The organism is Streptomyces mangrovi (assembly GCF_900114215.1).
GTDB classification, from domain to species: domain Bacteria; phylum Actinomycetota; class Actinomycetes; order Streptomycetales; family Streptomycetaceae; genus Streptomyces; species Streptomyces barkulensis.
Window position 1 is genome coordinate 103,328 of sequence record NZ_FOSG01000008.1, and the last position, 20,678, is coordinate 124,005.

At 71.3% G+C, this 20,678-nt stretch carries 21 protein-coding genes, 1 tRNA gene and 1 pseudogene; 16 read left to right on the plus strand and 7 right to left on the minus strand.

Going from position 1 to position 20,678, the window contains the following annotated elements:
- Positions 1 to 221 precede the first annotated feature (221 nt).
- The 8 genes from clpS to BM237_RS13415 all read left to right on the plus strand — a co-directional run bounded on the left by clpS (position 222) and on the right by BM237_RS13415 (position 6,295).
- Entirely contained in the window at positions 222 to 524 is a 303-nt protein-coding gene (gene clpS / locus BM237_RS13380; protein WP_101254743.1) for an ATP-dependent Clp protease adapter ClpS, read from the plus strand.
- Positions 524 to 1,129: a DUF2017 domain-containing protein gene (locus BM237_RS13385; RefSeq protein ID WP_093849835.1), complete on the plus strand. Its 606-nt coding sequence runs from the start codon at positions 524 to 526 to the stop codon at positions 1,127 to 1,129. Before clpS ends, BM237_RS13385 begins: the two co-directional genes overlap by 1 nt.
- Before the next feature lie 445 nt (positions 1,130 to 1,574).
- On the plus strand, positions 1,575 to 3,143 hold the full coding sequence (locus BM237_RS13390; RefSeq protein WP_093849836.1) for an alanine/glycine:cation symporter family protein: 1,569 nt from the start codon (positions 1,575 to 1,577) through the stop codon (positions 3,141 to 3,143).
- Positions 3,144 to 3,246: 103 nt separating this feature from the next.
- Positions 3,247 to 3,678 (plus strand): M67 family metallopeptidase, encoded by a 432-nt coding sequence (locus BM237_RS13395; RefSeq protein ID WP_093850015.1) that lies wholly within the window; start codon positions 3,247 to 3,249, stop codon positions 3,676 to 3,678.
- Between the two features lie 97 nt (positions 3,679 to 3,775).
- Positions 3,776 to 3,913 carry a putative leader peptide gene (locus tag BM237_RS13400; protein WP_342746234.1) on the plus strand — a complete coding sequence of 46 codons (138 nt, stop codon included), beginning with the start codon at positions 3,776 to 3,778 and terminating at the stop codon, positions 3,911 to 3,913.
- A 100-nt stretch (positions 3,914 to 4,013) separates the two neighbouring features.
- The gene (locus BM237_RS13405; RefSeq protein WP_093654152.1) at positions 4,014 to 4,292 is read left to right on the plus strand and encodes a MoaD/ThiS family protein; all 279 of its coding nucleotides are present in this window, start codon (positions 4,014 to 4,016) and stop codon (positions 4,290 to 4,292) included.
- Positions 4,292 to 5,242: a PLP-dependent cysteine synthase family protein gene (locus BM237_RS13410; protein ID WP_093849838.1), complete on the plus strand. Its 951-nt coding sequence runs from the start codon at positions 4,292 to 4,294 to the stop codon at positions 5,240 to 5,242. Before BM237_RS13405 ends, BM237_RS13410 begins: the two co-directional genes overlap by 1 nt.
- Before the next feature lie 282 nt (positions 5,243 to 5,524).
- Positions 5,525 to 6,295, plus strand: a complete 771-nt coding sequence (locus BM237_RS13415) for an MBL fold metallo-hydrolase (RefSeq protein WP_093849839.1) — start codon at positions 5,525 to 5,527, stop codon at positions 6,293 to 6,295.
- 55 nt (positions 6,296 to 6,350) lie between these two features.
- Here the strand turns inward: BM237_RS13415 and BM237_RS13420 are convergent, their stop codons facing one another.
- On the minus strand, positions 6,351 to 7,553 hold the full coding sequence (locus BM237_RS13420) for a PTS transporter subunit EIIC (protein WP_093849840.1): 1,203 nt from the start codon (positions 7,551 to 7,553) through the stop codon (positions 6,351 to 6,353).
- A 448-nt stretch (positions 7,554 to 8,001) separates the two neighbouring features.
- On the opposite strand from BM237_RS13420, the pseudogene BM237_RS13425 reads away from it, so the two are divergent.
- The 4 genes and pseudogenes from BM237_RS13425 to rdgB all read left to right on the plus strand — a co-directional run.
- A pseudogene (locus BM237_RS13425) lies at positions 8,002 to 8,238 on the plus strand (PTS sugar transporter subunit IIB); the annotation flags it as partial.
- A gap of 87 nt (positions 8,239 to 8,325) precedes the next feature.
- A complete protein-coding gene (gene rph / locus BM237_RS13430; protein ID WP_093849842.1) occupies positions 8,326 to 9,069 on the plus strand; it encodes a ribonuclease PH in 744 nt (247 codons plus the stop codon).
- Positions 9,070 to 9,245: 176 nt separating this feature from the next.
- Positions 9,246 to 9,623 carry a hypothetical protein gene (locus tag BM237_RS13435; RefSeq protein ID WP_093849843.1) on the plus strand — a complete coding sequence of 126 codons (378 nt, stop codon included), beginning with the start codon at positions 9,246 to 9,248 and terminating at the stop codon, positions 9,621 to 9,623.
- Positions 9,624 to 9,757: 134 nt separating this feature from the next.
- Complete coding sequence (gene rdgB / locus BM237_RS13440) at positions 9,758 to 10,363, plus strand: RdgB/HAM1 family non-canonical purine NTP pyrophosphatase (RefSeq protein WP_093849844.1); 606 nt, start codon at positions 9,758 to 9,760, stop codon at positions 10,361 to 10,363.
- A gap of 80 nt (positions 10,364 to 10,443) precedes the next feature.
- On the opposite strand, the gene BM237_RS13445 is transcribed toward rdgB, so the two are convergent.
- The 3 genes from BM237_RS13445 to bcp form a co-directional block, all read right to left on the minus strand.
- Positions 10,444 to 10,525 (minus strand) — tRNA-Leu (locus BM237_RS13445).
- Between the two features lie 52 nt (positions 10,526 to 10,577).
- Positions 10,578 to 11,579, minus strand: a complete 1,002-nt coding sequence (locus BM237_RS13450; protein ID WP_093849845.1) for an HNH endonuclease signature motif containing protein — start codon at positions 11,577 to 11,579, stop codon at positions 10,578 to 10,580.
- Positions 11,580 to 11,701: 122 nt separating this feature from the next.
- The gene (bcp, locus tag BM237_RS13455; protein WP_093849846.1) at positions 11,702 to 12,169 is read right to left on the minus strand and encodes a thioredoxin-dependent thiol peroxidase; all 468 of its coding nucleotides are present in this window, start codon (positions 12,167 to 12,169) and stop codon (positions 11,702 to 11,704) included.
- A gap of 208 nt (positions 12,170 to 12,377) precedes the next feature.
- On the opposite strand from bcp, the gene BM237_RS13460 reads away from it, so the two are divergent.
- Positions 12,378 to 12,701: a DUF3618 domain-containing protein gene (locus BM237_RS13460; RefSeq protein WP_093849847.1), complete on the plus strand. Its 324-nt coding sequence runs from the start codon at positions 12,378 to 12,380 to the stop codon at positions 12,699 to 12,701.
- 76 nt (positions 12,702 to 12,777) lie between these two features.
- Positions 12,778 to 13,080: a GroES family chaperonin gene (locus BM237_RS13465; RefSeq protein ID WP_093850016.1), complete on the plus strand. Its 303-nt coding sequence runs from the start codon at positions 12,778 to 12,780 to the stop codon at positions 13,078 to 13,080.
- 105 nt (positions 13,081 to 13,185) lie between these two features.
- Here the strand turns inward: BM237_RS13465 and BM237_RS13470 are convergent, their stop codons facing one another.
- Complete coding sequence (locus tag BM237_RS13470; RefSeq protein WP_093849848.1) at positions 13,186 to 15,546, minus strand: transglycosylase domain-containing protein; 2,361 nt, start codon at positions 15,544 to 15,546, stop codon at positions 13,186 to 13,188.
- 288 nt (positions 15,547 to 15,834) lie between these two features.
- On the minus strand, positions 15,835 to 17,145 hold the full coding sequence (locus tag BM237_RS13475) for an SGNH/GDSL hydrolase family protein (protein ID WP_425443694.1): 1,311 nt from the start codon (positions 17,143 to 17,145) through the stop codon (positions 15,835 to 15,837).
- Positions 17,146 to 17,428: 283 nt separating this feature from the next.
- On the opposite strand from BM237_RS13475, the gene BM237_RS13480 reads away from it, so the two are divergent.
- A complete protein-coding gene (locus BM237_RS13480; protein WP_093849849.1) occupies positions 17,429 to 18,757 on the plus strand; it encodes a DUF445 domain-containing protein in 1,329 nt (442 codons plus the stop codon).
- A 36-nt stretch (positions 18,758 to 18,793) separates the two neighbouring features.
- Here the strand turns inward: BM237_RS13480 and BM237_RS13485 are convergent, their stop codons facing one another.
- A complete protein-coding gene (locus BM237_RS13485; RefSeq protein WP_093849850.1) occupies positions 18,794 to 19,675 on the minus strand; it encodes an aldo/keto reductase family oxidoreductase in 882 nt (293 codons plus the stop codon).
- A 93-nt stretch (positions 19,676 to 19,768) separates the two neighbouring features.
- On the opposite strand from BM237_RS13485, the gene BM237_RS13490 reads away from it, so the two are divergent.
- Entirely contained in the window at positions 19,769 to 20,677 is a 909-nt protein-coding gene (locus BM237_RS13490; RefSeq protein WP_093850018.1) for a LysR family transcriptional regulator, read from the plus strand.
- Position 20,678 lies beyond the last annotated feature (1 nt).

Genomic DNA, 20,678 nt, shown 5'->3' on the forward strand with positions numbered 1-20,678 from the left:
GGGACGGATGCTACCCCCAATTTCGTCACCTTGACGATATCTGGTTCCGGGAGAACGCGCCGCAGCCCGCCGGAACCCCGTTTGCGTCGCCGCCCGGCCGAAGTGGCAGCATGGGAACCGTGAGCGACGACACACACCGGATGACACCCTCCGCCGTCACGGTCGTGCGGCCGCCCGCCGCGGACCGCGTACCCGGTCCGCGCGGCGCCCATGTGGCGTGGCTGTCGGTCGCCCCCACCGAGATCACCCGTCCCGCCTCGGACGAGGCGCCCGAGGCGGTCTCCGAGCCGGACGTCCCGTGGGTGACGGTCGTCCACAACGACCCGGTGAACCTGATGAGTTACGTGACCTATGTGTTCCAGACCTACTTCGGGTATCCGAAGGAGAAGGCCAGGAAGCTGATGATGGACGTCCACCACAAGGGCCGCGCGGTCGTCTCCAGCGGCAGCCGCGAGGAGATGGAGCGCGACGTACAGGCCATGCACGGCTACGGTCTGTGGGCAACCCTCCAGCAGGACCGCTGATGGCCGGGCTCTTCCAGTCCGCGGCGGGCGTGCCCGGAGGCGCCGCCGTCGCGCTCGACGAGGTGGAGATCTCCATCCTGCGCAGCCTCGCCGTCCAGCTCCTGGAGCTCATCGGCCCCGGCCCGGGAGCGGACGAGGCCGGCGGCGAACAGGACCCGCTCGCCGCGCTGATGGCCGACGGCCCCACCGAGCCGCCCTCCGACCCGGCGCTGGCCAGGCTCTTCCCCGACGCCTACGGCGGCCCCGGCGCCGGGAGGGACGCCGGGACGCGCGAGGCCGCCGCGGAGTTCCGGCGCTACACCGAGAACGACCTGCGCGCCCGCAAGCGCGAGGACGGCCTCGCCGTCGTGCGCACCCTGGACTCCCTGGCCACCACCGGTGAGGGGGGAGCGGTGCTCACCCTCACCCCCGAGCAGTCGCGCCAGTGGCTCGGCGCGCTCAACGACCTGCGGCTGGCCATCGGCGCGCGTCTGGAGATCACCGAGGACGAGGACGGCGACGAGCTGTACGCGCTGCCGGACGGCGACCCGCGCAAGCCGATGGTGATGGCGTACCTGTGGCTGGGGGCGCTCCAGGAGTCGCTGGTGGAGACCCTGGCGCCCTGATGCGCCGGCGCGGCCCGCGCCGCGGGCCGCGCCGGCCCGGCCGCCGCTCCCGGCGCTCCCGTCGCGTCGCGCCGCATTCCGGCGTTTATTTGTGTCATACATTAAAAAGTCTCTACGGGCCCGTCGCATCGCACAGGGTCACCGAAACTCTCCGTTAATCGGATGCGACGCTTCTTCGGGCGGAGATGATGCCCGTTTCGCCCCCGAATTCCCCTGTGTGATCCGACCGTAATATGAGCATGTGATCCAGGTCACACCGACGCGGTAGCGCAGCGTGATAGGAACTCCCAACCCGATTTTTATCCGAGTCTTACAACCCGGAGAACTTCGGAGGAAACTGCGCGCGAGACCGGACGCCGAGGTTGGTCCGTTCGCCGTACCACCGGCAACCACCGTTGCACCCGCCCCCACACGTCCCCGCAGCCGCTACAGCCAGAGGGAACCCATGGCAAACGAAACCTGGACGACACGACTCGATGAATCGATCACCGAATTCGTCGATCCGATCGCGTCGACAATCAGCGAGATCGTCTTCTACACCATTCCGCTCGGGGACACCGAGTTCCCCTGGATCGTCGGCTGGCTGGTGGTCGCGGGACTGGTGTTCACCGGATACTTCGGCTTCGCCCAGGTCCGCCACCTGCCCAAGGCCCTCAAGCTGGTCCGCGGCAAGTACGACCAGAAGGACGCCCCCGGTGAGGTGAACCACTTCCAGGCCCTCACCTCCGCCGTCTCCGGCACCGTCGGCCTCGGCAACATCGCCGGTGTGGCCATCGCGGTCACCATCGGCGGCCCCGGCGCCACCTTCTGGATGATCGTCTGCGGCCTGCTGGGCATGGCGACCAAGTTCGTCGAGTGCACCCTCGGCGTGAAGTACCGCGAGGTCCACGCCGACGGCACCGTCTCCGGCGGCCCGATGCACTACCTGCGCAAGGGCATGGCCGAGCGCGGCCTGGGCGGCCTGGGCAAGGTGCTCGCCATCGGCTCCGCCGTCGCCCTGCTGTTCTTCACCTTCTTCGGCGGCAACCTCTTCCAGGTCAACCAGAGCCTGGAGCAGCTCCAGTCCGTCACCGGCGGCGAGGACAGCCTCTTCAGCAGCTCCGGCGGTGCCCTCTTCTTCGGCATCCTGATCGCCGCCCTGGTCGCCCTGGTCCTCATCGGCGGCATGCGCTCCATCGGCGCCGTCACCAGCCGGCTGGTCCCCGCGATGGCGATCGTCTACGTCATCGCCTGTCTCTTCGTCATCCTGACCAACGTCACCGCCGTGCCCGACGCCGTCTCCGACATCATCGTGGGCGCCTTCGCCCCCGAGGGCGTGGCCGGCGGCCTCATCGGCGCCCTGATCGTCGGCTTCCAGCGCGCCGCCTTCTCCAACGAGGCGGGCATCGGCTCGGCCCCCATCGCCCACTCCGCGGTGAAGACCAAGCGCCCCGCCACCGAGGGCCTGGTCGCGATGATCGAGCCGTTCATCGACACCGTCGTCGTCTGCACCATGACCGCGCTGACCATCGTCATCGCCCGCACCCCGAGCTGGGAGGCGGCCCGCGAGGCCAACGCCAACGGCGAGCCGATCGCCTCCGGCGTCTCGCTCACCTCGGACGCCTTCGAGAGCGCGATCTCCTGGTTCCCCTACATCCTGGCCGTCGCGGTCCTGCTCTTCGCCTTCTCCACGATCATCACCTGGAGCTACTACGGCATGAAGGCGTGGACCTACCTCTTCGGCCGCACCAGGACCAGCGAGAACGTCTACAAGGTGCTCTTCAGCCTCATCGTCATCACCGGTGCGCTGATGTCGCTGTCCTCCCTGGTCTCCCTGGCCGACTCCTTCCTCTTCCTCGCCGCGGTGTTCAACATCATCGGCCTCTACCTGCTGGCGCCCGTCGTCAGGCGGGAACTCGGCCGCGTCCTCGACTACGTCCGCCGGCGCGACGCCGGTGAGAGCGACGAGCAGATCGAGGCCTCCGAGGCCGCCGGCCCCGGCGGCGCCGACGGAACCCCCACGCTCGCCAAGTGACACCCGCCGCCCCCGGGGGCGGCAGAGCACCGCGGGGCCCAGCCCGTACCGCACACCGGTACGGGCGGGGCCCCGCCCGCGCGTCCTGCCTATGCTGTCGCCCATGCTGACCATCACCCAGGAGCTGCACGACAAGATCGTGGCCCACGCCCGCCAGGACCACCCCGACGAGGCGTGCGGCATCATCGCGGGCCCGGCCGGCAGCGGACGCCCCGAGCGCTTCGTCCCCATGCTGAACGCCGCCCGCTCGCCCACGTTCTACGAGTTCGACTCCGCGGACCTGCTGAAGCTCTACCGCGAGATGGACGACCGCGACGAGGAGCCGGTGGTCGTCTACCACTCCCACACCGCCACCGAGGCCTACCCCTCGCGCACCGACGTCGCCTACGCCGGCGAGCCCGGCGCCCACTACGTCCTGGTCTCCACCGCGGAGTGCGGCAACGACGAGGGGCCCTTCTCCTTCCGCTCCTTCCGCATCGTCGACGGCGAGATCACCGAGGAGGAGGTCAGGGTCGTCCCCGCCTACGAGGACTGACCCCCGACCCCTGACCCCTGACGACAGGTGAGACGGCAGGGTCCGCATCATGGAACAGGTATCCGGTTCCCGAGGCGGGAATCGTTACGATGAGCCCATGGTTAACCACGACGTGAGCGATACCCACCCGGGTAAGTCCCCGGGCGCGCTGCTCGTGGCGCGCCTGCACGTCGACCTGTGCCGCCTCGCCAGCGCCCTGGGGTACCCCCGGCGCCGCGCGGCCGACCGCGCCTGACCCGGACGGCCACCCCCCACGCGGCCCGCCCGGCCGCACCTCGCCCCGCGCACGAGCCAAGGCCCGCACGCTTCCCGCCTCTCCCAACAGGAGTACACCCATGGCCATCGAGGTCCGCATCCCGACCATCCTCCGCACCTACACCGACGGGCAGAAGGCCGTCGAGGGCGACGGCGGCACCCTCGCCGAGCTCATCGAGGACCTGGAGACCCGCCACAGCGGCATCCGGGAGCGGCTGGTCGAGGGCGGCGAGCTGCGCCGCTTCGTCAACGTCTACCTCAACGACGAGGATGTCCGCTTCCTGGACGGGATCTCCACCAAGCTGAGCGACGGCGACAACGTGACGATCCTCCCCGCCGTGGCCGGGGGCATGCGCTGATGCGCTACGACTCGCCGATCGCCGCGGTGGGCAACACCCCTCTGGTGCGCCTGCCGCGGCTCTCGCCGTCCGAGGACGTCCGCATCTGGGCCAAGCTGGAGGACCGCAACCCCACCGGCTCGATCAAGGACCGCCCGGCCCTTTACATGATCGAGCAGGCCGAGAAGGACGGCCGGCTCACCCCAGGCCGCACCATCCTGGAGCCCACCTCCGGCAACACCGGCATCTCGCTGGCCATGGCGGCCAAGCTCAAGGGCTACCGCATGGTCTGCGTCATGCCGGAGAACACCAGCGCAGAGCGCCGCCAGCTGCTGGCCATGTGGGGCGCCGAGATCATCTCCTCCCCGGCCGCCGGCGGCTCCAACACCGCCGTGCGCGTCGCCAAGGAGATCGCCGCCGAGCACCCCGACTGGGTCATGCTCTACCAGTACGGCAACCCCGACAACGCCGGCGCCCACTACGCCGGCACCGGCCCCGAGATCCACGCCGACCTGCCCTCGATCACCCACTTCGTCGCCGGACTGGGCACCACCGGCACCCTGATGGGCGCCGGCCGCTACCTGCGCGAGAAGGTCCCCGGCATCCAGATCGTCGCCGCCGAACCGCGCTACGACGACCTCGTCTACGGCCTGCGCAACCTCGACGAGGGCTTCGTCCCCGAGCTGTACGACGAGACCGTCCTCACCACCCGCTACTCGGTCGGCTCCGAGGACGCCGTCACCCGCACCCGCGAACTCCTCGCCCAGGAGGGCATCTTCGCCGGAGTCTCCACCGGCGCCGCCCTCCACGCCGCCATCGGGGTCGGCCGCAAGGCCGTACGCGCGGGACAGAGCGCCGACATCGTCTTCGTCGTCGCCGACGGCGGCTGGAAGTACCTGTCCACCGGCATCTACACCGCGCCCACCACCGAAGCCGCGGTCGAGGCCCTCCAGGGACAGCTCTGGGCCTGAGCCCGGCCCCGCACACCCAGCACCGGCGACACCCCGCCCGCCGCGCCCGCCGCCTCCCCGCACCCCCTCCGGCAGCCGGGAGCGGCGGTGCGGGGGCGCTCGCCGCCGAGGCCGTGCACCACCCGAGGCCCGCACACCGCGCTGTCCGCCCCCACGCCGTCCCCGCACCACCCCCGCCCTGGTGATTCCGCCCACAACGGGGCACTGCGGAGGAGCCACCGGCCCCCATGCGCCTTACGCTCAGGTAACCCCTCTTCCCGGGCCACGGAGGTTCCTTCCCCTATGAAGCTCACCGTCGTCGGCTGCTCGGGATCGTTCCCGTCCGCGGAATCGGCCTGCTCCAGCTACCTCGTAGAGGCCGACGGCTACCGGCTCCTGCTCGACATGGGCAACGGCGCCCTGGGCGAGCTGCAACGCCACTGCGGCCTCTACGACCTCGACGCCATCATCCTCAGCCACCTCCACGCGGACCACTGCATCGACATGTGCGCGTACTTCGTGGCCCGGTACTACCGGCACGAGGGAGGGCGCTGCGAGGCCATCCCGGTGTACGGCCCCCAGGGCACCGAGCAGCGGCTGACCACCGCCTACGCCGACACCCCCTCCGAGAAGTCGATGAGCGAGGTCTTCGACTTCCGCGACCTCGCCCCCCGAAGCACCTTCCGGCTCGGACCGCTGACCGTCACCGCCGACCGGGTGCGGCACCCGGTGGAGACCTACGGCTTCCGCATCGAGCACGAGGGCCACGAGGGCAGGACCAGGGCCCTCGTCTACTCCGGCGACACCGGCCCCTGCGACACCCTGTGCGACCTGGCCCGGGGCGCCGACCTCTTCCTGTGCGAGGCCTCCTTCACCGACGGCAAGGAGGACATCCCCGAACTCCACCTCAACGGACGGCAGGCCGGGGAGTGCGCACAGCGGGCGGGCGCCGAACGCCTGGTCCTCACCCACATCCCCCTGTGGACGGACCCCCGGCACAACCTGCGCGACGCACAGGCCGCCTTCTCCGGCCCCGTGGAGATGGCCCGCCCCGGCGCCGTCTACGAGATCTGACCGGCCGTACGGCCGGGCCCGTGAACCACACGGGCCCGGCCGGCGCGGCACCCGACTACCCCCGGTACTGCGCCTTCTCCTGCTCGGCGATCTCCTCGTCCGACTCCCGGCCCGGCGTCGGCAGATCGAACCGCACGATCGCGAACCGGAAGACCGCGTAGTACACCACCGCGAAACACAGACCCAGCACCACCAGCAGCCACGGCCTGGACGCGATCCCCAGATTCAGCAGGAAGTCGATCGCCCCGGCGGAGAAACCGAAGCCGTCCCGCGCCCCCAGCGCCCAGCTCAACGCCATCGACACCCCCGTCAGCACCGCGTGGACCGCGTACAGCACCGGCGCGACGAAGATGAACGTGAACTCGATCGGCTCGGTCACCCCGGTGACGAAGGCGGTCAGCGCGATGGAGAACATCATCCCGCCCACCACCTTGCGGCGCTCGGGCCGCGCACAGTGGTACATCGCCAGACAGGCCGCCGGAAGGGCGAACATCATGATGGGGAAGAACCCGGTCATGAACTGACCCGCCGTCGGATCCCCGTGCAGGAAGCGCGCGATGTCCCCCTCGTACCGCACCCCGTCGTCCTCGTAGGAACCCGCCTGGAACCACGGGAACGAGTTCAGCAGATGGTGCATGCCCACCGGGATCAGCGCCCGGTTGGCCACCCCGAACACCCCCGCCCCCAGCGCGCCCGACCCCACCAGCCACTCGCCGAAACCGTGGATGGCGGCCCCCAGCACCGGCCAGGCGTAACCGAAGACGACCCCCAGGACCAGACCCGCGAACGACGCCAGGATCGGCACCAGCCGGCGGCCGCCGAAGAAACCCAGCCAGTCCGGCAGCTTCCTGCGGTGGTAGCGCTGGTAGAGCACGGCGGTGACCAGCCCCATCACCACACCGCCCAGCACACCGGCGTCCGCGGGCCGGGCGACGCCCTCCTCGGGAGGCAGATTGGGATCGATGAAGGTGGCCATCACCTGCTGGAAGACCAGATAGCCCACGACGGCCGCCAGCCCCGTGGAGCCGTCCGCCTTCCTGGCGAAACCGACCGCGATGCCCACGGCGAACAGCAGCGGCAGATTGTCCAGCAGCGCCCCGCCGCCCGCGGCCAGGAACTCGGCGATCCGGTTGACGAAGTCCGGGAAACCCTCCCGGCCCAGCATGTCCTCGTAACCCAGCCGGACCATCAGAGCCGCCGCGGGCAGCACGGCGATCGGCAGCATCAGACTGCGGCCGATGCGCTGGGCCACCGCCATCGTGCCCGCGCCACGCCTCCTCCCGCCCCCGCCGCCCCCCTCGCCGCCGCTCCCGCCGCCCCCTTCGCCTCCGTCGTCGGATGTCCTGGCAGTGGCCGTGGTCATCGGCTTCCTCCCGTGGGGCCGTGCGGTCCGCGCCGCACATCCGCATCGCAAGCATCACATGGGTAACAGAGCGCTTAAGTCACCTTGTAACACGAACAAAGTCTCCGAAAGCACCCAGGCGGGCAAGACGGCCGACGGAACGGAGGACAGTGCCGGAATGCAGTACCCGGAACGCCCGCGGGGCCGCGCCCCCTTCCACACGGGACCGAAAAGCGGTAAGGAGCCGATGAGGCACCCTCGTACAGGTGCGCATAACGTGGGTTAATGTGCCGATCCGGTCCACAGGGGGCACCGGACACAGGACGGGCCCAGACGGCCGGCGGCAGCCGGCGGGAAGGCGGAGAACATGCCCGGCAAAGCGGAGAACATCGTCGCCGGACTCGGCGGCATCGACAACATCGTCGAGATCGAGGGCTGCATCACCCGCCTGCGCACCGAGGTCGAGAACCCCGGCCTCATCGACGAGGCCGCCCTCAAGGCCGCCGGCGCACACGGAGTCGTGAAGATGGGCTCCGCCATCCAGGTCGTCATCGGCACCGACGCCGACCCCATCGCCGCCGAGATCGAGGACATGATGTGACCACCCCGCCCCCGCGACCCCCGCACACCCGGCCACCAGGCCGTTCACCCGAACGGCCGCCCCACCCGGGGCACTAGGCTCACACCCATGTCACGCATCGACGGCCGCACAGCCGAACAACTCCGCCCCGTCACCATCGAACGCGGCTGGAGCAAACACGCCGAAGGATCCGTCCTCATCTCCTTCGGCGACACCCGCGTCCTCTGCACCGCCAGCATCACCGAAGGCGTGCCCCGCTGGCGCAAGGGCAGCGGCGAGGGCTGGATCACCGCCGAATACGCCATGCTCCCCCGCTCCACCAACACCCGCGGCGACCGCGAATCCGTCCGCGGCAGGATCGGCGGACGCACCCACGAGATCTCCCGCCTCATCGGCCGCTCACTGCGCGCCGTCGTCGACCTCAAGGCCCTCGGCGAGAACACCGTCGTCCTCGACTGCGACGTCCTCCAGGCCGACGGCGGCACCCGCACCGCCGCCATCACCGGCGCCTACGTCGCCCTCGCCGACGCCCTCGCCTGGGCCCGCGACAACAAACTCGTCCGCGCCAAGGCCCAGCCGCTGACCGGCACCGTCTCCGCCGTCAGCGTCGGCATCGTCGACGGCGCCCCCCTGCTCGACCTCTGCTACGAGGAGGACGTCCGCGCCGAGACCGACATGAACGTCGTCTGCACCGGCGACGGCCGCTTCGTCGAAGTCCAGGGCACCGCCGAGGGAGTCCCCTTCGCCCGCACCGAACTCGACGCCCTCCTCGACCTCGCCGTCGCCGGCTGCGCCCAACTCGACGGCGCCCAGCGGCACGCACTGGACACCGGAGCGCTGCCCCCCGCCTGACCTCCGGCCCCGCCGCAGCCACCCCGGGCCGTCCGGGCCGTCCGGGCGATCCCGGTGACACCTCATGAGAACAGCGGACGGGACGCGGAACTTTGCGAGCGCTTTACGCGTCCTACAGGGCACGGGCCGTACGGGTCGAGCCGTACGGCCCGTCCAGACACAGGAGACCACGCCGCATGCGCAGACGGACCACCCTCGCCGCCCTCGCCCCCGTCGTCCTCGCCCTCCCCCTGATGGGCTGCGGCGCCGTCCAGAACGCACTGGACTGCGCCAACACCGCCGTCGTCGTCGTGGACAGCGCCAACGCCCTCCAGCAGGCCGTCGCCGACGGCGTCGAGAACCCGGCCGAGGTGGACCGGTCCCTGAACCGCATCAACGAGAACCTCGACAAGATCATCGAGAACACGGACAACGCCGACATCACCCGGGTCGCCGAGGACATGCAGAAGGCCGCCGGCAACGTCCGCGAGTCCGTCGAGCAGGGCAAGACCCCCGATGTCAGCCCCGTCGTCGACGCCGCCGACGAACTGACCCAGGTCTGCACCCCCGGCTGACGGACCCCAGCTGACGGACCCCGGCTGACGGACCCGGGCTTCGGGCTCCGCTCCACGGTCCCCGATCCCGGGCGCGGGCACCGGCGTCCGGCCCGCCGGGGGTTCCGGCCGCCGCGACGGGATAATCGGTCCCCATGAGCCAGCGCCTGATCCTCGCAACCCGCAACACCCACAAGGTCCGAGAGCTGGAGGCCATCCTCTCCGCCGCCGGACTGGACCTCACCCTGGTCGGCGCCGACGCCTACCCCGAGGTCCCGGACGTCAAGGAGACCGGCCTCACCTTCGCCGACAACGCACTCCTCAAGGCCCGCACCCTGGCCAGGGCCACGGCGGTGCCCGCCGTGGCCGACGACTCCGGCCTGTGCGTGGACGTCCTCGGCGGAGCCCCCGGCATCTTCTCCGCCCGCTGGGCCGGACGCCACGGCGACGACCGGGCCAACCTCGACCTGCTCCTCGCCCAGCTCTCCGACATCGACGACCCCCACCGCACCGCGCACTTCGCCTGCGCGGCCGCCCTGGCCCTGCCCGACGGCACCGAACGCGTCGTCGAGGGCCGCCTGGCCGGCACCCTCCGCCGCGAGCCCGCCGGCGCCGGCGGCTTCGGCTACGACCCGATCCTCCAGCCCGAGGGCGAGACCCGCACCTGCGCGGAACTGAGCCCGGACGAGAAGAACGCCATCAGCCACCGCGGCCAGGCCTTCCGCGCCCTTGTCCCGGCGGTCCGCGACCTCCTGGGCTGACGGCCCGTCCCGCGGGGCGGGTTCCGCCGACAACGCCGAAGGCCCGGCTCAGCGAGCCGGGCCTTCGAATGAAAGGTCTATGCGGCGGAAGGGATTCGAACCCTCAAGCCCATCAGGGCCACAGAACCTAAATCTGCTGCGTCACCACTGCGCCACCGCCGCTGGACGCCAACCATGGTAGCGGGCGGACGCGCTGAGCGGCCCACCGGGAAGGTCATCCGCGCCTGTTCGCGGAACGTTTGTTGCGGCCGCACCACGTCTCTGTGATCGCGTGACAGTTTGGGCACAGGTAGCGAAGATTCTCCCGGCGGTTGTCGTGCCAGTCTCCGTTGATGTGGTCGATCTGGAGAGTCATTGTTGTTCCGAGCCACTCTCCCGAGTTACCGCATCCTGTGCACTGGTAGGGCATGCCAATCTCCTCCAAGGCCCGTTGCAACCGGGCACGGTTTACCCGAGGAGCGTCTGCGGGGTGCACCCGCAGTACCTCCCCGGCGATCCGTTTCGGTGTCTTCAGTCGGACCTCACGTCGGGTACGTCGCTTGAAGTGGGAGGTCTCCAGCCCGAGGCGCACCACATGCCGATGTACTCGACGGTGGTTCGCGTCGTTGACCGGTAGGTTCAATGAGCGCATGACTTCGGCGTAGCTTGTGCTGCTCGAAACGGCGGCACGGAGTGGTGCTTCGGCGATGAGAACCTGCGCGTGGGAGAAGTGCGAGACGTCGACGTCCAGTTCGGTGAGCATCCGGCGCAGTGCGGCACGCGATGCGCTGTCGTCGCCGAGGCCCAGCGAGCGCGCCAGGGCACGGATGCCGGTGGCGGTGGCCGCTGCGTGCCTCACCTCCTCAGGCGCGAACGGAAGGTCGATCCGGGGGCGGTTCAGCGCGGGCAGGTGACTGATGTCGATTCCGGCGGCTGCGATACGGCGCCGGATATGGGAGAGCGTCCCCGTTGCGGGTGTCGCACCGAGCTTGGTGACGACCTCGCGCAGCGTGCTCGAACCGGCGACAGCCTCGGCGATCGCTGTGTCGGTGTACTTCCGCCACGGGCTCTGCTGCCTGAAGTGACCTGTGTCGATGCCGTATTCGGCCACCAGTCTCTGGAGCGTACGGCGTCTGCCTCCACTGACCTCCATCCCCAGTTCGCGCATGAGCTGCGCCCATGTCGAGGAGCGGGCGACAGCGTCGGCGAGTGATTCGCGGGTGTACTCGGTGGCCACGGCCCCTCCCCTGTGGACCGTCCGCGCAGTGGTCGTTCGGTCTTCTGTCGCGGACTCGTACTGGTCAACGAACGGCGTGCGGGGTGGTTACGCCGGGTGGGGGAGGGGCCGGGAGCGGGGGCTCAGAGGGAGAGGTCCCGGATGAGCTTGGCGACGTGGCCGGTGGCCCTGACGTTGTACAGCGCCCGCTCGACCTTCCCCTCCTCGTCGACGACCACCGTGGAGCGGATGACGCCGGTGACGGTCCTGCCGTACATCTTCTTCTCGCCGAAGGCGCCGTAGGCCTCCAGTACCTTCTTCTCCGGGTCGCCGACGAGGGTGACCTTGAGGTTCTCCTTCTCACGGAACTTCGCGAGCTTCTCCGGCTTGTCGGGGGAGACGCCGATCACGCCGTAGCCCGCGCCGGCGAGGAGGTCGAGGCTGTCGGTGAAGTCGCAGGCCTGCTTGGTGCAGCCGGGGGTGAGGGCGGCGGGGTAGAAGTAGACGATCACCTTGCGTCCGGCGCGGTCGGAGAGCGAGACGGGGTTGCCGTCGGCGTCGGGCAGGGTGAAGGCCGGGGCGGTGTCGCCGGGTTGCAGTCGCTCGCTCATCGGTACTCCTCGGGCGGGGCTCGCGGTCCCGTGGTCGGGGCCGTCGTCGGGGGCCGTTATCGGTTCGAAAGCCTAGCCACGGGGTGTGACGGGGGTGGCGCGGGGCATCGGAGGTGAGGGAACTGCCAGACTGTCCGGTGGCCGGGTTCCCGGTGCACGGCGGCCCGGGTGGGGCGGATGAGACGGATGAGACGACGGAGGCAGTGCGGTGTCGGAAGCCAGGACCCCAGCGGAGATCGAGGCGGAGATCGTCCGCAGGCGGCAGGAGCTCGCCGAGACGCTGGACGAGCTGGCGGTGCGGGTGCACCCGAAGACGATCGCCGACGGTGTGAAGGCGCGGGCGGCGTCGGCCGTGGACCGCACCGCGGGCCGGGCGTATGTCGCGGTGAACCACGCGCTGTCGGATGTGCGGGACCGGTTCACGGACGAGGAGGGCCGCCCCCGGGCGGCGCGGATCGTGCCGGTGGCGCTGGTGGTGGCGGGGGCGGCCGGGCTGCTGGTGGTGTCGTCCCGGCGTCGTCGCCGTCGCTGAGCGGGGCGGAGGCGGGCTGGGATACGGTTCTGCCGTGAGTTCCAAGACGTCCCACCACGACAAGCTGCCCATCCGGATGCTGCACGACCGGGTGCTGGTGCGTACCGACATTCCCGAGGGCGAGCGCCGGTCCTCCGGTGGCATCGTCATTCCCGCGACGGCGGCGGTCGGCCGCAGGCTGAACTGGGCCGAGGTGGTCGCCGTCGGGCAGAACGTGCGCACGGTGGAGCCCGGCGACCGCGTGCTGTTCGACCCGGCCGACCGGGCCGAGGTGGAGGTGCGCGGGGTCGCGTACGTGCTGATGCGCGAGCGTGATCTGCACGCGGTGGCGGCCGAGCGGCTGCAGGGGGCGGAGGACTCCACCGGGCTGTATCTGTAGAGCAGGATCCGTGGAGCCGCGCCCGGGGGAGGGCGGCGGCCGTACGGGCGGGCCCCGCGGATGTGCCGCGGGGCCCTTCGTGCTGTCCGCTCCGGCCGTTCGGTCTCAGGGCCGGGGTGCGGCGGAGGTTTCGGGGGAGCCCTCGGGGGAGGCCTCGGGGGCCGGGGAGGGGGCCTGGCCGGGGTTCTTGCCGTCCGCCGCTTCGCCGGAGGGGTTGGCGGGTTTCCCCGGCTGTTTCTCGTCGTTCCCGGCCTTCTTTCCGCGGTCCTTCTCGGCCTTTCCGGCCTTCTCCGGGGCGCGTTCGCCGTTTGCGCCGTCGTCCCCGTCGTCCCCGCCGCCTCCGGTGTTCTCGGCGTCCTCCCGGCCGGGGCCGGTGGCGGAGGCGTCCGGGGCCTCCTCGGAGCCGTCGACCGGGGTGGGCTCCTCCTCGGGGGCGTCGGGACCACCGGACGGGTCGGTGCTGCCGGAGGGGCTGGGGGACGCCTTGGGGAGGCGGTTCTTGCCGGGCTTGAGTTCGAAGTCCTTGACGGGGGTGCCGCGCAGTGCCTCGGTGGTGTAGGCGGTCCAGATGAGGGTGGGGAAGTCGGATCCGTTGAGGCGGGGCATTCCGGCGGCGCCGTACAGCGACTTGTGGCCGCCGGTTTCGGGGTCCTGGCCCATGAGGGCGACGACGGTGGCCAGGTCGGGGGTGTAGCCGGCGAACCAGGCGGCCTCGTTCTCCTCCGCCGTGCCGGTCTTGCCGGCGGCGGGGCGGCCCAGGGCCTTGGCGCGGCTGCCCGTGCCGGTCTTGACGACCTCGCGCAGTACCGCGGTGGTGGAGTCGGCGGCCTGGCGGGAGACGGCCCGCTCGGTTTCCGGCTCGGGGACGGGGATGCTCTCGCCGTCGCGGGTGATCTTCTTGACGAGGGTGTGGTCGACGCGTTCGCCGTGGTTGGCGAGGGTCGCGTAGGCCTGGGCCATGTCGAGGGTGCTGGGGGTGGCGGTGCCCAGGGAGATGGAGGCGTTGGACTCGGCCATGTTGGGGGTGTCGGGGGAGAGGCCGAGGGCGACGGCGGTCTTCTTGACCCTCTCGGGGCCGACGTCGGCGCCCATCTGGGCGAAGACGGCGTTGACCGACTTGTTCATGGCGGTGGTGACGGGGATCGAGCCGTAGCTGACGTTGTCCTGGTTGTGCGGGGCCCACTTGGTGGGGCCGCCGGCGCCGATGACCGTGCGTCCGCTGGCGCCGTCGTAGGTGGTGTTGGGCCCGATGGGTTTCCCGCCGCGGGTCTTGGCGCGGTGGTGGACGGCGGAGGCGTAGACGATGGGCTTGAAGGTGGAGCCGGCCTGGTAGTCGCGGCGGGTGGCGTTGTTGACGTACTGCTGGATGTAGTCGATGCCGCCGTACATCGCGACGACCTCGCCGGTGCGGGGTTCGATGGAGGAGGCGCCCGCACGGACGTAGGAGTCCTCTTCGCGTTCGTCGCCGAGTTTGGACAGGAGTTCCTTCTCGACGGCCTTGACCAGGGCGTCCTGTTTGGCGCGGTCGATGGTGGTGGTGATCCGCAGGCCGCCCCTGGCCAGTTCCTGCTCGTCGAGGATGCCGTTCTCGGTGAGGTGGGTGTTGACGGCTTCGACGAGGTAGCCGCGCTGGCCGGCCAGGGCCGAGGGGCGCTTGGGGTCGCGGGGCTCGGGGAAGGCCATGGCGTCGCGTTCGCGGGGTTCGAGCCAGCCTTCCTTGACCATGCCGTTGAGGACGTACTTCCAGCGGGCGACGGCGCGTTTCCTGTTCTCGGGGTGGGCGGCGACGTCGTAGAGGTTGGGGGAGTTGAGGAGGGCCGCGAGGTAGGCGCCTTCGGCGGTGGTGAGGTCGGAGGCGTGCTTGTCGTAGTAGGCCTGGGCGGCGGCCTGGATGCCGTAGGAGTTGCGGCCGAAGTAGCTGGTGTTGAGGTAGCCGGTCAGGATCTCGTCCTTGCTCACCCGGTTGTCGAGTTTGAGGGCGATGAAGAGTTCCTTGCCCTTGCGGGTGAGGGTCTGCTCCTGGTCGAGGTAGTAGTTCTTGACGTACTGCTGGGTGATGGTGGATCCGGACTGCTTGCCCTCGCCCTGGAGCATGTTCCAGCCCGCGCGGATCATGGCGGTGACGTCGATGGCCGGCTGGTGGTAGAAGTCCCGGTCCTCGGCGGCGAGTACGGCGTGCCGGGTGGGTTCGGGGATGTCGTCGAGCCGGACGTTCTGGCGGTTGACGTCGCCGTCGCGGGCGAACTGGGTGCCGTCGGAGTAGAGGTAGACGTTGTTCTGGGCGGTCGCCGCGGAGTTGGGGTCGGGGATGTCCACGAGCAGGTAGCCGGTGATCAGCCCGCCCGTCGCCACCACGGTGACCAGGACGCCGGCGCCCAGGATCCTCCGCTTGACGGGTGACCGGCGCGGGCCGGCGGCCGGCTGCTGCTTCCCGCTGCTGTTCGGCTCCTCGGGTTCCTCGCTCATGACCGCGGTCTCCTTGTCGGTATGGCTTACCCATTCCGTTTTATGGCGGAATGACCCGTAGGACACTCTGGCACCGTCCACTCCGGTGAGCGAGGGCAGGTGGCACCCGCGGTGGGGTGCGTGGTGCCGGTGGACGTGTACGCGTGTGCCCGGTGAGGCCGGGCCGCCGGGCTTCGGGGGAGTGTGGTGATCGGGCTGTCACGCTCCGCCATCACCCGTGAGGGTGCCGGGCGGCCGCCGGGTGGAGGCTGTGAGGCGGGCCTGCCCGGCCCGGGGTTCAGGGCCGGGTCAGAGCCTGGCCGGTGAGGCGCCCATGAGGAGGTCCAGGTCCAGGGCTCCGGCCATCGCGCGGAAACCGCTGTCGCTGGGGTGGAGATGGTCGCCCGAGTCGTAGACGGGGAGGAGCCGCTGCGGGGCGGCCGGGTCGCGCAGGGCCGCGTCGAAGTCGACGACGGCGTCGAAGACGCCGCCGCGGCGGATCTGCTCGTTGACCTGCTGCCGTACGGCCTCCAGGCGCGCGTTGTGCTTGCGGTGCCCGCCGAACGGCGTCAGGGTCGCCCCGATCACCCGCAGTCCGCGCCGGTGGGCGTGCTGGGTGATTCGTTCCAGGCCGTCCACGATCCTGCGGGGGTCGGTCTGCTGGGGCGTCTTGAGGATGTCGTTGATGCCGAGCTGGACGACCAGGACCTCGGCGCCGGTGCGGGAGAGCACGTCCCGCTCCAGCCGGTTCAGGGCGCTGGGCCCGTTCTTGAGGTCGGTCGGGGAGGCGTCGAGGAGGATCCGGTTTCCGCTGATGCCCTGGTTGAGGACGCTGTAGCGGGGGGCGCCGCGCTCGGTGCGCAGCCGGTCGGCGAGGAAGTCGGTCCAGCGGCGGTTGGCGCCGAGGCTGGAGGTGACGCCGTCGGTGATGGAGTCGCCGAGGGCCACGACGGCGGCCTCGGTCTCGTTCGTCCACACGTCCACGGCCGTCACGTGCCGCCAGTAGGCGGTCTGCTCGGTGTAGGGGGTGCCGGTGGTGTCGTCGGCCCGGTCGCCTCGGGCCAGATAGCTGGTCTGGCGTGCGTGGGGGTGGTGGGTGACGGCGCCGGAGCCGGTGGGCGAGTAGAGGGTGACGAGCAGGTCGGCGGCGGCGGGCACGTTCAGCCGTACCGCGTCGCTGGTGACGGCGGAGCCGACCGGGACGGTCACCTCGCTTCGGTCGCCGAAGGTCAGCCTGCGCATGCTGCCGGGCGAGGCGGCGGGGCTGCTGGGCTCGGCGGCCAGGGCGAGGGTGGCGTGGGTGATGGTCAGCGGGCGGGTGCCGAAGAGGTTGGAGAAGCGGACACGGGCGGCGCTGCCGCCGACGGAGGTGTGCACCACGTTCCGCAGGGAGGCGTCCGGGTGGCCGTCCGGGGCGTTCGGCTCGGCGGAGGCGGGTGAGGCGGACCAGGTGCCCACCCAGGCCCCGGAGGAGGCCGGTGCGGCGTTCTCCCCGCCTCGTGGGGCGGCGGTGTCCGGGGCCGCGCCTTTGACGCCGGCGCCGACGAACACGGCTCCGGAGACCAGGACCACGACGGCCGCGAGCCCTGCCAGCAGGGCGTATCCCATGTTCTTGCTCACGGGCGGCAGCCTCGCTCGTACACGGAAGAGTCCCCCCTCGGGCGGTGCGGGCCCAGGTGTGCGAAGTGATCGGCGGTTTCCCCATGATCCCATGGCGGCAGGCGTGTTCCCGCCGGGTGGCCCCGCCTGTTACGCGATCGATGAAAGGGCGTGAGGCGGCCGGGCCCCGCGGGCCGCCGCGTTCGCGGTGCGGGACGCGGGCGGCGCGTCCGGCGTCCGGTGCCGTCGGGACGGCGGCCGCTTGCGACAATTGCGGCCGGGACGGCGCAGACGGGTGGAGACGATGGATCGGACGACGACGGACGGGAAGAGCGCCCGGGGCTCCGGGGCGGCCGGGGCGGCGTTCGACCCGGTGGCCTTCACGGCGGCCGACGAGGAGAAGCGCCGCGGGGTGCGCCGGATGAAGGCCATCGCGACCGGTGCGCTGCTGCTGGCGGCGCTGGTGTTCGCGCTGGCCACCTGGGCGCAGCGGGCGGGGGCGGGAGCCTGGGCCGGCTATGTGGCGGCCGCCGCCGAGGCGGGCATGGTGGGTGCGCTGGCCGACTGGTTCGCGGTGACCGCGCTGTTCAAGCGGCCGATGGGGCTGCCGATCCCGCACACCGCGATCATCCCGAACAAGAAGGACCAACTGGGGCGCAGTCTGGGCGACTTCGTCGGCGAGAACTTCCTGTCCGATCAGGTGGTGCGGCGGAAGCTGCGCTCGGTGGACATCGGCGGCCGGCTGGGCGCCTGGCTGGCCAGGCCGGCCAACGCCGACCGGGTGACGGCCGAGCTGTCCACCGCGCTGCGCGGGGCGCTGGCCGTGCTGCGGGACAACGATGTGCAGGCGGTGGTGGGTGAGGCGATCACCCGGCGCGCCCATGCGCAGGAGATCGCGCCGGGGCTGGGCCGGATGCTGTCGCGGATCGTCGCCGACGGCGGCCACGCCCGGGTCGTGGACCTGGTGGTCTCACGGGCTCACGACTGGCTGGTGTGGCACAGCGACTCGGTGATGGACGCGGTGGCGGGCGGGGCGCCGGGGTGGACGCCGCGCTTCGTGGACCGCAAGGTCGGCGAGCGCGTCTACCGGGAGCTGCTGCGCTTCGTCTCGGAGATGCGGGACATGCCCGACCACCCGGCGCGCGAGGCGCTGGACCGCTTCCTGCGGGACTTCGCCGCCGACCTGCAGTCCGACGAGGAGACCCGGGCGCGGGTGGAGCGGCTGAAGTCGGAGATCCTGGACCGCGACGAGGTGCAGGAGCTGATCTCCTCGGCCTGGTCGGCGGTGCGGGCCATGGTGGTGGCGGCGGCCGAGGACGAGCGCAGCCAGCTGAGGCTGCGGGCACGCGCCTCGCTGCTGTCGTTGGGCGCGAAGCTGTCGGGGGACGGCGGGCTGCGGGGCAAGGTCGACGGCTGGATCGAGGGGGCGGCGGTGCATGTCGTCACCACCTACCAGAGCGAGATCACGTCCCTGATCACTGAGACGGTCGAGAGCTGGGACGCCGAGCACACCTCCCGCAAGATCGAGGCGCACATCGGCCGCGACCTGCAGTTCATCCGTATCAACGGCACGGTGGTGGGCGCGCTGGCGGGTCTGGCGATCCACACCGTCGCCCACGCGCTGGGCGGCTGAGGCCGCGCCCGCCGCCGCGCCGTGCCCCGCGTCCCGTCAGCGGCCGATCTTGTCCAGCTCGGCGAGGTCCTCGCCGGAGAGCGGGAGTCCCGCGCCGGCGACGTTCTCGCGCAGGTGCGCCACCGACGAGGTACCGGGGATGAGCAGGATGTTCGGCGACCGCCGCAGCAGCCAGGCCAGGGCGACCGACATCGGTGTCGCGTCCAGCCGGGCGGCCACGGCGGAAAGCGCCGTGGACTGCAGCGGGGTGAAGCCGCCGAGGGGGAAGAAGGGCACGTAGGCGATGCCCTGCTCGGCGAGTTCGTCGATCAGCCCGTCGTCGTGGCGGTGGGCGAGGTTGTACATGTTCTGCACGCACACGATCGGTGCGATCGAGCGTGCCTCGGCGACCTGTTCCGCCGTCGCGTTGCTCACGCCGAGGTGCCGGATCAGGCCCTGCCGCTGGAGGTCGACGAGCGCCTCGAACGCCTCCGCGAGCGAGCCGGGCACGGGGCCCTGAGCGTCGCCGAGCCGGAGATCGACCACGTCGAGCGCGTCGATGCCGAGGTCCTCGAGGTTCTCGTGGACGGCGCGGCGCAGGTCCTCGGGCCGCCGGGCGGGGGGCCAGCCTCCCTCCTCGTCCCGGGTCGCGCCGACCTTGGTCACGATGTGCAGCGATTCGGGATAGGGGTGCAGCGCTTCACGGATCAGCCGGTTGGTGACACGCGGCCCGTACGCGCCGGCGGTGTCGATATGGGTGATCCCGAGGCGGGCGGCCTCGCGCAGGACGGCGAGCGCGCCGTCGCGGTCGGCGGGCGGGCCCATGACCTTGGGGCCGGCGAGCTGCATGGCGCCGTAGCCGAAGCGGGTGACGGTCAGATCGCCCAGGGCCCAGGTGCCGCCGGGCGGTGGCGTGGAGGGTGTGCTCGGTGTGCTCATGCCGTTGATGCTCGCTCGTGGCCGAGCGGCGCATCCAATACCGATACGGTGCTCTGTGATACCTGGTGGGTATCACCCGGTTACGCTGTGGTCATGGAAACCCAGGACATCCAGGAGGCCCAGGAGACCCAGGAGACCCAGGACATCCTGGAGATCCGTGAGCTGCGGTACTTCACGGCCGTCGCGGAGGAACTGCACTTCGGCCGTGCCGCCGAGCGACTCGGCATGGCCCAGCCGCCGCTGTCCCGGGCGATCCAGCGGCTCGAGCGGCGTCTCGGCGTCTGCTTGCTGAGGCGCAACCGCCGCGGCGTCTGTCTGACCGGTGCCGGGGAGATACTGCTGCAAGAGGGCCGCGCGGCCCTCGACGCGGCCGCCGCCGCCGCTCGCCGCACCCGCCGCGCCGGCGGCGCCGACGGTCGGGGCGGCCCCCGCAACCGCCTGGTGCTGGCGGTGAAGGCCGGCGCGTCCCACGAGCTGCTGCACAGACTCCTGGACGCCTATGCGGCCGAGCCCGGTGCCGCCGAGGTCGAGGTGCTGCCGAGCGGCACGTGTGAGCAGGAGGGGATGCTGCGCGACGGCCGCGCCGACGTGGCGCTCATGCACGCGCCGTTCAACTCCCTCGCCGGGTTCGACAGCGAGGAACTGACGACCGAGGGGCAGATCGCCGTCCTGCCCGCCGGGCACCCCCTCGCCGCGCGCAGGACGCTGTCCCTGGCCGAGGTCGGCGACATCCCCGGTCTCCCGCTTGCCCGCTGGGCCCGCCACGGCAGGTTCCCGCCCGGTCCGGGCCCCGAGATCCACGACCAGACGCAGCTGGCCCAGCTGATCGCCCTCGGACGCACCGTGGCCGTCTTCCCCGAATCAGCCCGTGCCTGGCTGTGGGCCGAGCACGCCGCCGTCCCCCTGACCGACGCGCCCTCCGTCGTCACCCACATCGCCTGGCCCGCGCACAGCCGCTCCCTCGCCCTCGCCGGGCTGGTCCGCACGGCCACCCGGCTGTGAA

Coding starts and splice junctions, on each gene's coding strand:
- BM237_RS13385 (WP_093849835.1), top strand. CDS start 524: ATGGCCGGGCTCTTCCAGTCCGCGGCGGGCGTGCCCGGAGGCGCCGCC.
- BM237_RS13390 (WP_093849836.1), top strand. CDS start 1,575: ATGGCAAACGAAACCTGGACGACACGACTCGATGAATCGATCACCGAA.
- BM237_RS13395 (WP_093850015.1), top strand. CDS start 3,247: ATGCTGACCATCACCCAGGAGCTGCACGACAAGATCGTGGCCCACGCC.
- BM237_RS13400 (WP_342746234.1), top strand. CDS start 3,776: ATGGTTAACCACGACGTGAGCGATACCCACCCGGGTAAGTCCCCGGGC.
- BM237_RS13405 (WP_093654152.1), top strand. CDS start 4,014: ATGGCCATCGAGGTCCGCATCCCGACCATCCTCCGCACCTACACCGAC.
- BM237_RS13410 (WP_093849838.1), top strand. CDS start 4,292: ATGCGCTACGACTCGCCGATCGCCGCGGTGGGCAACACCCCTCTGGTG.
- BM237_RS13415 (WP_093849839.1), top strand. CDS start 5,525: ATGAAGCTCACCGTCGTCGGCTGCTCGGGATCGTTCCCGTCCGCGGAA.
- BM237_RS13420 (WP_093849840.1), bottom strand. CDS start 7,553: ATGGCGGTGGCCCAGCGCATCGGCCGCAGTCTGATGCTGCCGATCGCC.
- rph (WP_093849842.1), top strand. CDS start 8,326: ATGTCACGCATCGACGGCCGCACAGCCGAACAACTCCGCCCCGTCACC.
- BM237_RS13435 (WP_093849843.1), top strand. CDS start 9,246: ATGCGCAGACGGACCACCCTCGCCGCCCTCGCCCCCGTCGTCCTCGCC.
- rdgB (WP_093849844.1), top strand. CDS start 9,758: ATGAGCCAGCGCCTGATCCTCGCAACCCGCAACACCCACAAGGTCCGA.
- bcp (WP_093849846.1), bottom strand. CDS start 12,169: ATGAGCGAGCGACTGCAACCCGGCGACACCGCCCCGGCCTTCACCCTG.
- BM237_RS13465 (WP_093850016.1), top strand. CDS start 12,778: ATGCTGCACGACCGGGTGCTGGTGCGTACCGACATTCCCGAGGGCGAG.
- BM237_RS13470 (WP_093849848.1), bottom strand. CDS start 15,546: ATGAGCGAGGAACCCGAGGAGCCGAACAGCAGCGGGAAGCAGCAGCCG.
- BM237_RS13480 (WP_093849849.1), top strand. CDS start 17,429: ATGGATCGGACGACGACGGACGGGAAGAGCGCCCGGGGCTCCGGGGCG.
- BM237_RS13485 (WP_093849850.1), bottom strand. CDS start 19,675: ATGAGCACACCGAGCACACCCTCCACGCCACCGCCCGGCGGCACCTGG.
- BM237_RS13490 (WP_093850018.1), top strand. CDS start 19,769: ATGGAAACCCAGGACATCCAGGAGGCCCAGGAGACCCAGGAGACCCAG.